General features: G+C 43.9%; 18 protein-coding genes and 1 tRNA gene. 2 read left to right on the forward strand and 17 right to left on the reverse strand.

The annotated features are described in order from the left end of the window. Positions 1-42: 42 nt before the first annotated feature. From AOC19_RS09120 to AOC19_RS09130, 3 genes are all read right to left on the reverse strand, one after another. A complete protein-coding gene (locus tag AOC19_RS09120; protein ID WP_215376295.1) occupies positions 43-282 on the reverse strand; it encodes a hypothetical protein in 240 nt (79 codons plus the stop codon). A gap of 73 nt (positions 283-355) precedes the next feature. Next, the gene (locus AOC19_RS09125) at positions 356-1,108 is read right to left on the reverse strand and encodes a transporter substrate-binding domain-containing protein (protein ID WP_215376298.1); all 753 of its coding nucleotides are present in this window, start codon (positions 1,106-1,108) and stop codon (positions 356-358) included. Positions 1,109-1,207: 99 nt separating this feature from the next. Further along, positions 1,208-1,765: a phasin family protein gene (locus AOC19_RS09130; RefSeq protein WP_215376300.1), complete on the reverse strand. Its 558-nt coding sequence runs from the start codon at positions 1,763-1,765 to the stop codon at positions 1,208-1,210. Positions 1,766-1,947: 182 nt separating this feature from the next. On the opposite strand from AOC19_RS09130, the gene pagP reads away from it, so the two are divergent. After that, a complete protein-coding gene (pagP, locus tag AOC19_RS09135; RefSeq protein ID WP_215376303.1) occupies positions 1,948-2,499 on the forward strand; it encodes a lipid IV(A) palmitoyltransferase PagP in 552 nt (183 codons plus the stop codon). A 6-nt stretch (positions 2,500-2,505) separates the two neighbouring features. On the opposite strand, the gene AOC19_RS09140 is transcribed toward pagP, so the two are convergent. The 8 genes from AOC19_RS09140 to AOC19_RS09175 all read right to left on the reverse strand — a co-directional run bounded on the left by AOC19_RS09140 (position 2,506) and on the right by AOC19_RS09175 (position 7,394). Further along, positions 2,506-3,066 carry a peroxiredoxin gene (locus tag AOC19_RS09140; RefSeq protein WP_215376305.1) on the reverse strand — a complete coding sequence of 187 codons (561 nt, stop codon included), beginning with the start codon at positions 3,064-3,066 and terminating at the stop codon, positions 2,506-2,508. 27 nt (positions 3,067-3,093) lie between these two features. After that, positions 3,094-3,660, reverse strand: coding sequence for an SRPBCC family protein (locus AOC19_RS09145; protein ID WP_215376308.1), 567 nt, complete (start codon positions 3,658-3,660; stop codon positions 3,094-3,096). Between the two features lie 98 nt (positions 3,661-3,758). Further along, the gene (locus tag AOC19_RS09150) at positions 3,759-4,163 is read right to left on the reverse strand and encodes a BLUF domain-containing protein (protein WP_215376311.1); all 405 of its coding nucleotides are present in this window, start codon (positions 4,161-4,163) and stop codon (positions 3,759-3,761) included. 118 nt (positions 4,164-4,281) lie between these two features. Further along, positions 4,282-4,800, reverse strand: a complete 519-nt coding sequence (locus AOC19_RS09155) for a DinB family protein (protein ID WP_215376314.1) — start codon at positions 4,798-4,800, stop codon at positions 4,282-4,284. 104 nt (positions 4,801-4,904) lie between these two features. Further along, entirely contained in the window at positions 4,905-5,510 is a 606-nt protein-coding gene (locus tag AOC19_RS09160) for a GNAT family N-acetyltransferase (protein ID WP_215376317.1), read from the reverse strand. A 1-nt stretch (position 5,511) separates the two neighbouring features. Then, entirely contained in the window at positions 5,512-6,195 is a 684-nt protein-coding gene (locus AOC19_RS09165; RefSeq protein WP_215376320.1) for a haloacid dehalogenase type II, read from the reverse strand. Between the two features lie 186 nt (positions 6,196-6,381). Then, on the reverse strand, positions 6,382-6,909 hold the full coding sequence (locus AOC19_RS09170) for a superoxide dismutase family protein (RefSeq protein WP_215376324.1): 528 nt from the start codon (positions 6,907-6,909) through the stop codon (positions 6,382-6,384). An 83-nt stretch (positions 6,910-6,992) separates the two neighbouring features. After that, a complete protein-coding gene (locus AOC19_RS09175) occupies positions 6,993-7,394 on the reverse strand; it encodes an MAPEG family protein (protein ID WP_215376327.1) in 402 nt (133 codons plus the stop codon). A 159-nt stretch (positions 7,395-7,553) separates the two neighbouring features. On the opposite strand from AOC19_RS09175, the gene AOC19_RS09180 reads away from it, so the two are divergent. Beyond that, positions 7,554-7,904 (forward strand): DUF3147 family protein, encoded by a 351-nt coding sequence (locus AOC19_RS09180; RefSeq protein ID WP_215376330.1) that lies wholly within the window; start codon positions 7,554-7,556, stop codon positions 7,902-7,904. Positions 7,905-7,988: 84 nt separating this feature from the next. Here the strand turns inward: AOC19_RS09180 and AOC19_RS09185 are convergent, their stop codons facing one another. From AOC19_RS09185 to AOC19_RS09210, 6 genes are all read right to left on the reverse strand, one after another. Next, a complete protein-coding gene (locus tag AOC19_RS09185; RefSeq protein ID WP_215376333.1) occupies positions 7,989-8,687 on the reverse strand; it encodes an outer membrane protein in 699 nt (232 codons plus the stop codon). 228 nt (positions 8,688-8,915) lie between these two features. Further along, positions 8,916-9,323 (reverse strand): hypothetical protein, encoded by a 408-nt coding sequence (locus tag AOC19_RS09190; RefSeq protein WP_215376336.1) that lies wholly within the window; start codon positions 9,321-9,323, stop codon positions 8,916-8,918. A 189-nt stretch (positions 9,324-9,512) separates the two neighbouring features. Further along, positions 9,513-9,588: transfer RNA gene (locus AOC19_RS09195), tRNA-Phe, on the reverse strand. 132 nt (positions 9,589-9,720) lie between these two features. Further along, complete coding sequence (locus tag AOC19_RS09200) at positions 9,721-11,049, reverse strand: FAD/NAD(P)-binding protein (protein WP_215376339.1); 1,329 nt, start codon at positions 11,047-11,049, stop codon at positions 9,721-9,723. A 27-nt stretch (positions 11,050-11,076) separates the two neighbouring features. Further along, entirely contained in the window at positions 11,077-13,266 is a 2,190-nt protein-coding gene (locus AOC19_RS09205; protein ID WP_215376342.1) for an OsmC domain/YcaO domain-containing protein, read from the reverse strand. Between the two features lie 109 nt (positions 13,267-13,375). Next, entirely contained in the window at positions 13,376-14,056 is a 681-nt protein-coding gene (locus tag AOC19_RS09210) for a response regulator (RefSeq protein ID WP_215376345.1), read from the reverse strand. Position 14,057 lies beyond the last annotated feature (1 nt).

The raw sequence follows: 14,057 nt of genomic DNA on the forward strand, positions 1-14,057 counted from the left end.
AAAAAGTCACCCGAAGGTGACTTTTGAGTTTTCAGAAAATATTTACTTTCTGATGTGTGCGTGACGGGCTGCATCTTGTGACATACCCTCACCCTTTGGCTTACCCTCAAGCGCTTCTTTTTCAGCAGTAATTTCTTTGCGACGCTCTTTGCAAGAACCAGCGATCTCTTGTAAGGCCTTGCGTGCTCTTGCAGCAGAAGCTTTGACTCCCTTTCCATGGAACTTTTCGTTCTCTGATTGGTATGTTTCGAAAGCAGCAATTAACTTGTCATGATGGGACATATTTTTCCTTATGAATAATTGAAAGAATCGGCTTAAGGAGCACTTTAACCCAATATATGCAAATCACTCCAATTTATTGCGTCCAGCGATTAATAATCTCTTTTAGCTTTTCTGGGCCCAACTCAGCAAGATAGAGATTAAAGTCATCGCGCAATTTAGAGCCTTTTTTGAAGGCAAATCCCAGATTATCAAATCCAACCACTTGGTAGCTACTGCTTACTGGAAGATTTAAGGATTTTTGATAGTTGACTAACATCACGTTATCCACAAATACTAAGTCCACAGTACCATTTTGCAAGGCAAGCAAAGCTTCCGTGGGCGATGGATATAGCTTTACTTGCTCCACTGAGTAATAGCCTTTTGGTTGCAATACAGTCTTCACATAATCGTCGAACACACTACCCGTCGGATAGGCAATGGTGTATTTCTTTAGCTGAGATAGATCCGTAATTTTGATATGGCGGTTCTTTAATCCAATTAACTGCCATGTACTTGTGAAATACGGATTAGAAAAATCCATCACTTCTTTCCGCTTGTCGGTAATGGAGATTCCCGAGAAAGCAACATCAGCCTGCCCGCTGGTGACGGCACCTAACATCCCCAGCCAATCGTAGGCGGTTGTTTTAAATGTACAAGCACGCGACTTACAGTAGCCCTCAAATATCTCCAAATCTATGCCCGTGTATTTACCGTCTTTTTCAAACAGCATTGGAGGAATAGCAGGGGACACGGCAACCTGAATGACATTAGCCTGCTCTTCTTTGGAGCATCCGCTAACTAAGATTAACGCAATAAATATGTTGGAAAGTAGACGGGTAAGTCTCATGATGTACTCAAAATTAGATTGGATAAATGATCTTATCAAGAATTGAATATAAAAAAACCACCCGAAGGTGGCTTTTCCTTTTCAACTCAGGCTCGCGAATTACTTGGCGCGACTTTTTGTTGATTTTGCTGTCTGGCCAAACTGACCTTGTGCACTTTTCATTGCCGTTTCAACACTTTTCTCAAAGTTTGCAAAAGCGTCTTGAGTGCTTGAACGCACTTGATCAAAATTTTGCATTGCCGTATTGAATGCAGATGTGAAGGCGCTGACATATGCCTCAGAACCAGCAGGCGCTTTTGATGTAGCTGTCGCCACAAAGCTCTTCAAATCATCCTGTGATTGGTCAATGGCAGCTTCTACGGCCTCAACCAACTCCTGGTTACCACGGCGTAGCACCGCTGCAACTTTTTTCTGATAAGCGGCAACTTCAGCAACGGCTTCTTGTACCTCTGGGCTTTGTAAAAGATCTAATGCGGCTTTGGCATCTTTACCTTTTAACAACTCCGCAGCTTTTGCTTGCGCATTTGCTACAGCTTGTTGCGCTGCTTGATAATTGATTTCTGCCAACTCTTGGGCATTCTCAAAGGCGGTTTGACCCAGAGCACGAGCGCTCTCTACGGATTTAGCCTGATTTCCTGCGAATTGATTATTGAACATGGTATTTCCTTTAAAAGTTTATTTGTTGCACTGCACCATATTAATAGCTTAATTTGGGCTTAGCAAGCAAATATTGTTGCAAAGCAACATATAATCTCGTCAGCTCAGGTGTTTTCTTATAAAAACAGCATTAACCCTCAATTGAGAGACGCTTTTCTTTGTCCGGCTTAGAAATATTCGTTATGCGTCGTAAATTCATCGTCTTTTTACTCTTATGCATGCCATTGGCTGCGCCCCACGCTGAAAGCGTCTCGGACTGGTTTCAAACCACAACAACTCATCTGGAGTCTGTTTGGGATAAAGGCAGAAATGAGCTTTATATCCCTCTCTACACCTATCACATGCCCTATGCGTACTCTCAAGACAAGATCAATCAATACACCGAATACCCCATGGGAATTGGTTTTGGTAGAGGCTTAATCAATGAGAGCGGCAATTGGGAGGGCATTTATGGAATGACCTTCAAGGACTCTCATGGAATTTACCAGTACATGGTGGGTTATGGATGGATACCGATGTGGAACATTGGCAATAGCGCGGACTGGAAATATGGCGTTGGAGCAACTGCTTTCATCATGTCGCGGCAAGACATCATGAACTACGTCCCCTTCCCTGGGGTACTCCCAATTGCTTCAATCAGCTATAAAGATCTCAGCATTCAAACTGCCTACGTGCCCGGCGGACAAAACGTTGGAAATGTCCTGTTCACCTGGGCCAAATACAATTTGCCTTAATGCAAATCAGGCGGGATTATTGGTTAAATAATCGATAACCCAGGCTGGATCACTGTCACTTGGAAAAATTGGGTAGTGCACAGCTTCAATCACACCGTCATTCGCCACCAAGGTGATCCGCTTTAGCAGAGTCATTCCGGCCGCAACAAAAGTAGGCAATTGCAGAGCTTGCTGAAATTGATAATCCACATCACTGAGCACAGCAAATGGTAAATGTAGGCGATCTGCCATCTCTTGCTGATATTCGGTAGATTGCACACTCAAGCCAACAACCTCTGCACCCAAAGAGCGAAGCTCCTGGTAGTGATCTCTGAATGAGCAACTTTGTGGCGTACATCCTCTTGCTCCTGGTATCTGATCCCACCCATCAGGTAAGGCTACATTTGGCTGCCCCGTCATTGGGTAGCAGTAAATCACCAAGCGGCCCTGAATCTCACCGGGGTTCAATTGCTTGCCGGTGGTTGTATTTAAAGAAATGGCGGGCAAACGCATGCCCACTAGGTGCTTGGCTGCCCCATCATCCTGAGGAATAGGGAGATCAGTAGGCAATTGATTGAGATTTGTCATAAATTGAATCTTAGCCTAAAAACTGGCCTACTTGCACGACTTTGAAGGGACTGACTTCTTGAGTGATGCCATCTCAGCCATGGACTCGAACTGACGATGGACAACATTTTTAATGAAGTACTCGATCACCACTGATGGCACCAAAGAGCTTGGCTCAACCTGCGCATCATATTTAAAGACTGTGGAATTCTTCTCGGGCAATAGTCGCCAGCTTCCCTTGTAATACTTAGTGTCTCCACTGAGCTGCTCAAAGAACAAGGCTTTATTGGGGACTTCAACGTACTGAAGCTCGGATCGCATCTCAAATGGAATAAATAAAATTCTCTCTTCAAGCAAGCGGGCAACCCTGACTTTATTACCCGTTCTGGAGAGTACTTTTGAATCAACTACTCCAGGTAAATTTTTGATGCCTTCATAGTCAGTAATAAATGAGAAGGCCTCGCATACAGTAATGGGTACCTCATAGCTAGCAATCACTTGAAAGCGATCGCCCAATTTAGTGACTCCCACTCTTAAGTCAAAAGGAGTGGATGCCTCTTGCGCAAGAGCAACACCAAATGATGCAATCAGAAGAAAGTGGATTAGCAGCCTCATACCAATAGTGTAGAGGCTATTAGGTGCACTGCCTTTACATGAAGCTCAAAATCCATACCGTATGTACTCTCGCTTTATAGCAAGACTACGCGCCGCGATTATTCTGCAGACGCGCGCATTAACCTCAGGAGCTCGATGTCATGCTCTGGCAAACCATCTAATACTCCAGTGAGGCTTGGCATCTTTTCAAGAATTTCTTTTGCCAAGAAAAAACGCATTGACCAGGCAGGGAAGCTTCTGGCTGTAATTTCCTCCATCTTCAAAAGGCGTACCTGTTGATGTCGAGGATCTGCTTGAATTTTCTCCCATATTTTCAGGACCTCACTACGAGGCCCCTCTAATATTTGACCAAAGTGTTGGTTTTCGTAGAAGAGCACCCCGGATATACCTAGCTTTTTATTGCGCTGCGCCGCTTGATCCGTAAGGCGCATTAAAGCCAAGACACCCATATCCTGCGTTGCCTTACTGATATAACTTACGGAAATCAATGTGGACTCACTCATGCTCTTATCTCAGCGCTAGAAACCTAAACCGCTCTAAATTAAATCAAGTCAATAATGACCGATCTTAGCTTTTGATATGGCGAGAATCAATGCTGATTTACCCGCGAGACCCGAAACTCTAGCCTAGCTCTGCCTCATTAAAAGCATCGCGTATATATACGGGTAGATCTATTGGTGGCGGCCTAAAACCGGATTGGTAAAACATATCCCCAATGTGGCCCCGATGAAACGCTTTGTGATTACAGATATGAATCAATATGTCGCCTCTAGTCATTTCACCGACACCACCATCGACAAATGAAAAGCATACTTTTTCGCTCAACAAGGACTCACTCATCGTATCGGCGTATTGAACATACCAGTCGCCCATTTCGCCTAACTTGTCTGAAAGCAGCTCTAAAGAATCTGGGGACTCAGTCGTACGGGATGTAAAGCCGTGATCATTGCCAAGCAAATGGGCTCTCCATATTTGATCAACAATCGCTATATGAGCCAAAGCGAATGCCATTCCACCAAATGCAGCAGCACGTTTTTTGCTGAACTCCTCATATGGCAGCTTAGAAATAGCCGCTAAGAGCAAATCATTTGCCCACTTGTTGTAGCGCGTAAGCATTCGGACATTTCGAACAGCAGACATAGGACCTCTTTTGAGCAAGTAAGTACAGTCTAACAAATGAGAAAACCACCCGCAGGTGGTTTTGGTATTTCTTAGTAGTCAGTAGCCAAGATTAAATCGCTTCTTTATAAATTAGACGAGTGCAATTGAAAGCTCAAATGCGCATCTACGGCAGGAAATTCACCCGCCAGAATGCTGTATACACAGGTATCTCGAAGACTATCTTTGGCATCTGGATGGCGATTAATCTGGTGGCTTCGCAATACACCGTCTAGTTTTGCGCCCAATCTCTCAATGCCTTTTCGGCTTTGATGATTAAAAAAATGTGTACGAAATTCGACGGCAATACAAGCTAAGTCAACGAATGCATAACGTAATAGCATTAATTTACATTCAGTATTGATCGCCGTGCGCTGAACTGACTGGCGGTACCAAGTAGACCCTATCTCCAGCCGACGATTTTCTTGATCAATATTCATATAAGTAGTCATGCCAATGGGTTCACCTTTGGCATCCAAAATACAAAATGGATTCATGGAACCTAGCTTCTGCAGATTCAAACGCCTTTCAATTTCCTTTGACATTGCCTCAGGCGAAGGTACGCTTGTATACCAAAGCTTCCAAAGTTCACCATCCCTAACGGCCTCACACAAGCCGTCATGATGCGCCATAGTTAATGGCACTAATGAGGCATGCTTGCCTTGTAAGGTAACTGCATCGGAGAATTTCATCTCATATCACTTTCAAAACCTGGCTGAGAGAGTCGCCCTCATAGTTTGGGATTTCACCAATCTCTTCAAAAGGATGGTTCAAGCGATTAACCCAAAATACATCAAAGCCGAACCACTTTGCCGCTAGAGCATCCCAAGCATTACTGGATACAAATAGTATCTCGTCTTTCTTGACCGGAAAAGCCTTCAGTAGAAGTTCATAGGCTTGTGGGGCAGTTTTAAATAGGCGAATATCTTCAATGGTTACCACTTTATCGAGATAGGGATTTAAGCCGTTACTCTCCACCACTGTAGCCAACATTTCTCTACTGCCGTTCGACAATATAGCCGTTGAAATGCCCTTCTCTTTAATTGCCTTGAGCACACTCAGACTATCGTCAAACCCGGTGAGCTTGGCATACTGATCCATCAGTCGCTTCTCATATTCAGGAGTGAGGTTTAATCCCATGCGCTTACAGACATATCTCAATGAGCGAATCGTTAATTCCCAAAAAGGAAGATAGTGCTTACTGCCATTGGGATTGGGGTCGCTCATGGTTACTAAGCGGGTATATTCGATTTGGCGATCACGCCACATCAAAGCAAAAGCCTGTCCATGACCTGGAAATAATTCTTCTGCCAACTGCCCCATGGAATACACATCAAATAAAGTGCCATAGGCATCAAAGGCTATAAGCTTGTACACGCTGTCTCCCTGCTTTTTAATATGAATTGATATTGTCGTTTAAAACAATATTGCGCGATGAACTCACCATGCGTCGTGATGCCAGGGCATGCCATGGGCTAACATAAATGAAAAACCACCCGTAGGTGGTTTTGGTATTTCTGGATACTCAAACAGTAATCGATCAATGCGCTTAGGATACCAATTTCACTTGATCAAGCCACACGCAATTCTTGGGCCAGAATTTCCAGCTGGCTGAGATTTATAGTCATCAGGATCGCGATGAACTACGACGGATCTTCCCAATATTCCAGCTGGCCCAGTATTGACAGTAAATCCACTTAGCTTTGCCGAATAAACCGCGTTACCATTCGCGTCTGATTTGATGTTTGGCATATCGCCAGCATGATTCGACCCGCTTCCTGGCATGCCGTGTGATTTTGTATCGGGGTTGAAATGACCGCCTGCGCTAGTCGCATCAGCTGCGGAGCAATCCCCTTTTTCGTGAACATGAAACCCCTGCTCAGCATTTGGCTTCAAACCGGAAAAATTCCCAGTGACCAATACATCATGCCCTTGCCATACAAAATTTACCGTTCCTTTAGCATTGGAGCCTGAACGCGAATCTAGGGTGGCCGATGCTTTTTGACCAGTGCCGTGCTCCATAGACTGACATCCAGCCAATGATAAAAGTGCCAAACTGCTCACCGATAAGATCATTTTCTTATTCATCATGCTCTCCCCACTAAATGCCTATTGAAATAGTTTTTTGATTCTCCCACCTTTATCCAGCCAAAACGCTTATCCGAGGGTTTGTACTAAACAGTAAATAGCTTATATATAACCCAACCCAAGTTGAGCACTGCTAATGAGATAAGTGTTCCAAAGGTCAATTTCATGCCCAATACACGCTTACTAAAATCTGGCGGGGGCACATTGATGCCTTTAGCATGAACCAATCGGCCAATAATGAGAGTGATTCCCGGGAGGGTAACTAACCACCAAGGCGCTCCATTTAGTTCAAGACAGGCAATTAAGATAATTCCAAATGGAACATATTCAGCAAAGTTGCCTTGAGCTCGAATGGCCCTCTCAAGGTCATCATGGCCACCGCTTCCTAATCCAATCTGATTTTTTCTTCTAAGGCCAATAACGGCAAATGAAAGTTTTACAAAGATGATGGTTAAGGCAGCGGCAATGACAGAGGTAATCAACAGCATTTAGAGCTCCCGAGAAGATTTCTAGATACTAATCGGAAATGAAAATCCACCCGAAGGTGGTTTTGGTGTTTCTTGGTGGCCCGGGGCGTAATCGACCAAGGCCCATGATGCCTAATCCTGCTTTAGACTAATCAATAACCATTTCTTCTTGAGGCTTAAATGACTTGGATCATTACCAAATACTTACTAACAGCAGGAATGGTTGTATTCATTTCTGAAATGGCCAAGCGAAGCGATCGACTGGGTGGTTTTATTGCAGCATTACCCGTAATGACTTTTTTAACCCTTCTATGGCTTTATATAGAAAACCAGCCTGAAGAGAAAATTGCAAATCACGCGTATTACACCTTCTGGTATGTAATTCCGACATTGCCCATGTTTTTACTACTTCCATACTTACTTCCAAAGCTGGGGTTTTGGATGGCTATGGGTGCATGCGTAGTGGCAACAGTTATTTGCTTTGGCTTATTTGCCTTGATGATGAAGGGCTTTGGAATTAATCTGCTCTAAATGAAAAAACCACCCGAAGGTGGTTTTGGTGTTTCTTGGTGGCCCGGGGCGGAATCTACTGGCGCCCAAGATATATGATCCTATTTAGAACTTATAGCCAACACCAGCCAAGAAGTTATAGGAAGATGTTGATGGGCTAAAGTTAGTGATGAGGCTTGTATCGCATAAGCTACTTGTGCCCATAGATGTTTTGCCATAGCTATAGTAGTTAGCTTCAGTGAACCCATAAAAACCACTTGAGATTATTTGCTTGTAACCCAAGCCAGCTAAGAATCCCTGAGCATTTCCACTGCCCATAGAGTCCCCATTACAAGAGCCACCACCGTCATCATAGTAAGAGGCTTTTACTTTTTGCGTTGAATAGCCAACCTTGGCATAAACCAATTTATCTTTATCAAAGGCATAGCCAGGGGCTAAAAAAATATTTAATCTATTTGATGCTTTATAAGTTGTTCCGGTTCCCGCATAACTACCATTTATATTTGCCGTTCCAATCGTTGTTTCAAGAAAGGAATAATCAAGCCCCAACCCAAGCAATATGTTTTGTGAAATAGGGTAGTTGTAACCCACGCCCAATATGACTGGGGCGCTACCCTTAGAGGGATTATTGTTACCACCCGGGAAATTGCTTTGATTATTCATTGTTAAGCCGGTATTGCTAACAGAGTTATTTTCATATCCAGTAGCAATCTGGCTATAAAAGCCTTGAAACCCACTTTGGGCGAAGATGCTTGGTGTGAAGCAAATCAATCCTAACGCCAATAATTTCGTAAATTTATTCATGTCTTTTTTTTCCTAATTATTCTATTCATTAGAGGCATTATCACTCAATTCACTTAGTGATATAAAAGGTGATTGTCTAGTTAAGAAAAAACCACCCGAAGGTGGTTTTAGAGTTTCTTGGTGGCCCGATGCGGAATCGAGCCGGGGCTGAGGATGTCTGACCCTAAATTGTCCTTTAAAACGAACTCGACTGACCTAGGGATAAATAACTGATTTTTTCTTTAGCGCTTACTTTTTCTTGAATACCACTTCATTATCTTTGCCATTCCAAGGCAATATACCCACCCATGTATCGCCCACCACTTTTCCTGAAAAGGTTACATGGGGGCATTGAATTACAGGCAAAGGTTCTGTTTTAAAAGAAACTACGTCACCAGAAATTTTGCCCGATTCAATTTTGGTATTACCTAGGCATCGAACGGGGCCAGTAAATTGCATTTCACCCAAAAATGTCCCATCTGTGTTCTTTTCAATTTTCAGGATTACAAATAATCTGAAATCATCGGGGGGCATACCTCTTGAAAAGGATTGGTTCCCTCTCCACGGAGGAGTAAAAGATGTTTCCCATGTTTCTTTAACTTGGGCAAATGTAGACTGTATTGCCATTAAAAGAGTTAAAAAGAGTAGCTTTTTCATCGTTAACCTCAATATTTATCTGTTGATATTAATGGTCTTTAAACATTAAACGCAAGAATTTGGTTCGTAAATAGTCAAAAACTTTGGTGACTTTTATATTAATTGCGGGGATTAAGACTTTATTTTCTTAGTTGCCTTTAAGAGAATCCACAAATGAAAAAACCACCCGAAGGTGGTTTTAGTGTTTCTTGGTGGCCCGGGGCGGAATCGAACCACCGACACAAGGATTTTCAATCCTCTGCTCTACCGACTGAGCTACCAGGCCAAGACTTAGGATTATAAATGAAACTGATTTGCAGGATTAAAAACTCAGTTTGCGATGCCAGCCTTACTCAATAGACTTATAAATTAGCATTAGAGAGGCCGTATTTAAAGGCTCTTATGGAATGTTCGTAAGCTATTCAGCAATCTGGCCGGCTAATTGCTCTGCTTGCTTGGCAATAGCGCTTGCAGCAACGACATCGCCCAAGCTGCCCATAGTTGCCGGCCCAATCATCCATAAACTGCTCCACCGATCCGATGGCAAGTGACACACTCTACAGCTTTCATCAACTGCAATAGCATGCCCAAGAGGGTCCCTGATTGCCAATCGGTCTTCAATGAGTTGATTTAATAAAGGGTCGGATGCAACGCCAGTGCAATTGATGATTCGATCTCCCTCAACTTCAATGCCATTTCCTAGGAGTACCTTCACCCTAAATTCAGAGCATTGAATTTCTGTAGCGCGTCCCAATACAAATTGAATTTGATTTTTTGACCTTAGCTTTTCATATGCAGCAATCGTCTGGGGTGATGCTCGAAAACGATACAAGCTCCAAAGCCAGCCCAACCTCTTAAATAAAGTCCGCTTTTGTCGCACAGAGAATTGCTGCCAAATCATACTTATATTTATCCTCAACTCTTCCCATGCGCTTTGCCACTCCGAACTCGTGGTTGATGTTGAGGGCAAATAGTCCCGCATAAAACGAATGAATTTGGCTGGGGTTAAATTCTGCGGCCATATGGGCTGAACTTTTCTCTCCCAATTCGCCTGAGCCGGAGGAAAAATGGCTCGCGGACTAATCACATATATTGGTCCAAGATGCTTACGCTCTCCTAAGTTATTAATAGCGTCTAAGGCTGTTAGTCCTCCACCAAGCAAAATAATGTGGTCTTGAGTTTTTGCAACGTCTAATCCATGACCCGCCCAAGGATTCTCAACAAGACATGATGCAGATGAGTCTGGTTTCGAATTGGTGACAAGGCAAGGCCAAGTGGGCGGGGGATTTCCCGTGGCAATAATAACTTTCCTTGCGCTAATTACGCTTTGATTATCCAGGGCAAGACTCCAGGAATGATCGACCCCATTTAAGCTAAGAACTTTAGCTTTAATTTGCTCAATGTGACTCGATTTGGATTTGCTAGCAACGAGCTCAGAAACATAACGTCCAAAATCTTGGCGACGATAAAAATATCCGGCATCAGTCTTTGCATCTAGATCATTTATGTTCTCTTTTGCCCACCTTGCAAAATGCAAAGGGTCATTGGAAAAAATGGTCGGCAAACTCTCGCGTATATTGAGCCGAAAATGTGGGTTATCGCAACCATATGCATTACCTTTACCCAGAGCGCCCGAGCCAATCACTGTTATAGCGGTAGGGGCGATACCCCTGCGCAATAGATGCACCACCATTACAGCGGCAGCAAAGCCGTCTCCAATGATCACTAGCTCTTTGATATTAGACATTGTTCGGCCTAAAAAACAATTAGCCCCCTATCCAACAGACCGGGCAAGATGTAATTTTTTATAACTGTCGATTAAACGGTGATGCCTCTCTAAACCCTCTAACTTAGTACTTGTAGGAGTTAATCCAAAGAAGCGGACATTACCATTTACCGATCCCAACACTGCATCCATTCTATCCATGCTAAACATACGTTGTAGGTTAAGCAGGTAGTCATTAAGTTCCAAATCACCATCAAGCATAATCTCGAGCACTGCATTTAAAGCCTGATAAAAAAGCTTTCTCTCGACGGTATTGTCGTTGTATTGAAGAAAGGCACCTACCAATTCTTGTGCTTGCTCGAATCGTTTCAAGGCTAGATTAATTAAGAGCTTTAACTCAAGAACTGTTAATTGCCCCCAAGGCGTGTTCTCATCAAACTCGATGCCAATCAATGTAGCGATATCACCATACTCATCCAGCTCATTATTTTCTAGTTTTTCTAATAGTTTGCTTAACTTCACATCATCTAGTTGATGTAAATTCAAAATATCAGCACGGAACAATAGCGCTTTATTGGTGTTATCCCAAACCAAATCCTCAACTGGATAAATCTCAGAGTAACCTGGAACCAAAATCCGACATGCTATAGCGCCTAGCTGCTCATATACCGCCACATAGGCTTCTTTTCCTAGAGATTCAAGAATGCCAAATAAGGTGGCTGCCTCCTGCGCATTAGAGTTTTCACCTTTGCCAGAGAAATCCCATTCAACAAAGTCGTAATCTGAGTGTGCGCTGAAGAAGCGCCAAGAAACAATTCCACTTGAATCAATAAAGTGCTCAACAAAATTATTTGGCTCGGTAACTGCCTCACTTGCAAAAGTGGGTGGGGGTAAATCATTCAGGCCCTCTAGGCTACGACCCTGCAGCAACTCCGTCAAACTCCGCTCTAGTGCCACCTCTAAATTTGGGTGGGCGCCGAATGATGCAAATACGCCACCTGTTCGAGGATTCATCAAAGTAACGCACATCACTGGGTAGACACCACCCAAGGAGGCATCCTTAATCAGCACTGGAAAGCCCTGCTCTTCAAGGCTTTGAATGCCGGCCAAAATACCGGGATACTTTGCAAGCACTTCTTGCGGCACATCCGGCAAAGCAATTTCACTTTCAATAATTTCTCGCTTCACTGCCCGCTCGAAAATCTCTGAGAGGCACTGCACCTGAGCTTCAGCGAGCGTGTTGCCGGCACTCATGCCGTTACTAACATATAAGTTTTCAATGAGATTCGATGGAAAATAAACCGTCTTGCCATCGGACTGACGAACATATGGCAAAGCGCAAATCCCGCGCTCGACATTACCCGAATTGGTATCAATTAAATGGGAGCCACGTAACTCACCATCAGCGTTAAAAATCTTTAAACAATAGTCGTCAAGAATTTCTTTTGGTAGCGTATCTTTAGGACCTGCCTTAAACCAACGCTCATTGGGGTAATGCACAAAAGGGCTATTGGCGATCTCTTCGCCCCAGAAAGCGCCGGCGTAGAAATGATTATTACTAAGTCGCTCGATATACTCACCCAAAGCTGATGCCAAGGCACTTTCCTTCGTAGAGCCTTTGCCATTTGTAAAACACATGGGTGAATGCGCATCACGAATATGCAAGGACCATACATTTGGTATGAGATTACGCCATGAGGCGATTTCGATCTTAATTCCTAGGTTTGCCAACACACTAGACATATTCGCAATCGTTTGCTCTAGCGGTAAATCTTTTCCTGGAATGTAAGTACTTGCGTCGGAAGCTGAGTTCAAAGCCAATAGACTTTGCGCGTCAGCATCTAGATTCTTCACCTCTTCAATAACAAACTCTGGGCCAGCTTGTACGACCTTCTTTACCGTACAGCGCTCGATAGATCGCAAGATGCCCTGACGATCATTTGCAGAAATATCTTCTGGTAACTCAACCTGGATTTTAAATATCTGTTGATAACGGTTTTCTGGGTCAACAATATTGTTTTGTGAGAGCCGTATGTTCTCGGTTGAAATATTGCGTGTATCGCAATACAGCTTTACAAAATACGCTGCGCATAAGGCTGATGAGGCCAAAAAGTAATCGAAAGGCCCAGGGGCTGAACCATCACCCTTGTATCGAATGGGCTGATCAGCAATCACCGTAAAGTCGTCGAACTTAGCTTCAAGGCGCAACTTATCGAGAAAGTTAACCTTTATTTCCATGGGAATAATTCCGAAATGATATGAGCGCTATTATCCGTCGCAACAGCGATGCTGTGTGCCCTATCAATAAACCCAAAGAATCAGTGCCACTAACTCATGGGGTAGTTTCTTATTGCTCGGCCTTATTGCGTGAAGTATCGATTCCCAAAGCCTTTAGCTTGCGATAGAGGTGGGTTCGCTCCAGGCCCGTGTATTCAGATATCTTGGTCATGCTGCCACCCATGATGATCATTTGATGCTCAAAGTAGGCTTTTTCGAACAAGTCTCTAGCTTCGCGTAGTGGTAAATCAAAGTATGTTTTTGCAATGCCACTGATGTACTCACCATCCGGGGCTTGCGGAGTCGGCTCACTGGCTACTACCTTAGGGCTTGGGGTTGATGTGGGCGCTGTAGACGCCTTTTCTTCAATGGGCTCAATGTACTTCGGTGAACTCTCCAGCGCCTTATTGACAGTCTTCAGTAATTTTTGCAGTGCGATGGGCTTTTCTAAGAAGTTGAGCGCCCCAATACGCGTGGCTTCAACCGCTGTATCAATCGTGGCATGCCCCGACATCATGACGACCGGCATTGTCAGCTGCCCAGTCTTGGACCACTCTTTTAGCAAGGTGATGCCATCCACATCTGGCATCCAGATATCGAGCAAGACGAGGTCTGGGCGCATCTGCTCGCGGATTGTGCGCGCCTGCACAGCACTCTCAGCCGCATAAACAGTGTGGCCTTCATCCGTCAGAATCTCATTGAGAAGCTCGCGAATTCCCATCTCATCATCGACCACCAAAATACTTGCCATT

It is taken from the genome of Polynucleobacter asymbioticus, assembly GCF_018687575.1.
Taxonomy (GTDB): domain Bacteria; phylum Pseudomonadota; class Gammaproteobacteria; order Burkholderiales; family Burkholderiaceae; genus Polynucleobacter; species Polynucleobacter asymbioticus_C.

Coding starts and splice junctions, on each gene's coding strand:
- AOC19_RS09175 (WP_215376327.1), bottom strand. CDS start 7,394: ATGCTGTTGATTACCTCTGTCATTGCCGCTGCCTTAACCATCATCTTT.
- AOC19_RS09190 (WP_215376336.1), bottom strand. CDS start 9,323: ATGAAAAAGCTACTCTTTTTAACTCTTTTAATGGCAATACAGTCTACA.
- AOC19_RS09205 (WP_215376342.1), bottom strand. CDS start 13,266: ATGGAAATAAAGGTTAACTTTCTCGATAAGTTGCGCCTTGAAGCTAAG.
- AOC19_RS09145 (WP_215376308.1), bottom strand. CDS start 3,660: ATGAGGCTGCTAATCCACTTTCTTCTGATTGCATCATTTGGTGTTGCT.
- AOC19_RS09150 (WP_215376311.1), bottom strand. CDS start 4,163: ATGAGTGAGTCCACATTGATTTCCGTAAGTTATATCAGTAAGGCAACG.
- pagP (WP_215376303.1), top strand. CDS start 1,948: ATGCGTCGTAAATTCATCGTCTTTTTACTCTTATGCATGCCATTGGCT.
- AOC19_RS09160 (WP_215376317.1), bottom strand. CDS start 5,510: ATGAAATTCTCCGATGCAGTTACCTTACAAGGCAAGCATGCCTCATTA.
- AOC19_RS09130 (WP_215376300.1), bottom strand. CDS start 1,765: ATGTTCAATAATCAATTCGCAGGAAATCAGGCTAAATCCGTAGAGAGC.
- AOC19_RS09170 (WP_215376324.1), bottom strand. CDS start 6,909: ATGATGAATAAGAAAATGATCTTATCGGTGAGCAGTTTGGCACTTTTA.
- AOC19_RS09120 (WP_215376295.1), bottom strand. CDS start 282: ATGTCCCATCATGACAAGTTAATTGCTGCTTTCGAAACATACCAATCA.
- AOC19_RS09210 (WP_215376345.1), bottom strand. CDS start 14,056: ATGGCAAGTATTTTGGTGGTCGATGATGAGATGGGAATTCGCGAGCTT.
- AOC19_RS09200 (WP_215376339.1), bottom strand. CDS start 11,049: ATGTCTAATATCAAAGAGCTAGTGATCATTGGAGACGGCTTTGCTGCC.
- AOC19_RS09140 (WP_215376305.1), bottom strand. CDS start 3,066: ATGACAAATCTCAATCAATTGCCTACTGATCTCCCTATTCCTCAGGAT.
- AOC19_RS09125 (WP_215376298.1), bottom strand. CDS start 1,108: ATGAGACTTACCCGTCTACTTTCCAACATATTTATTGCGTTAATCTTA.
- AOC19_RS09155 (WP_215376314.1), bottom strand. CDS start 4,800: ATGTCTGCTGTTCGAAATGTCCGAATGCTTACGCGCTACAACAAGTGG.
- AOC19_RS09180 (WP_215376330.1), top strand. CDS start 7,554: ATGACTTGGATCATTACCAAATACTTACTAACAGCAGGAATGGTTGTA.
- AOC19_RS09185 (WP_215376333.1), bottom strand. CDS start 8,687: ATGAATAAATTTACGAAATTATTGGCGTTAGGATTGATTTGCTTCACA.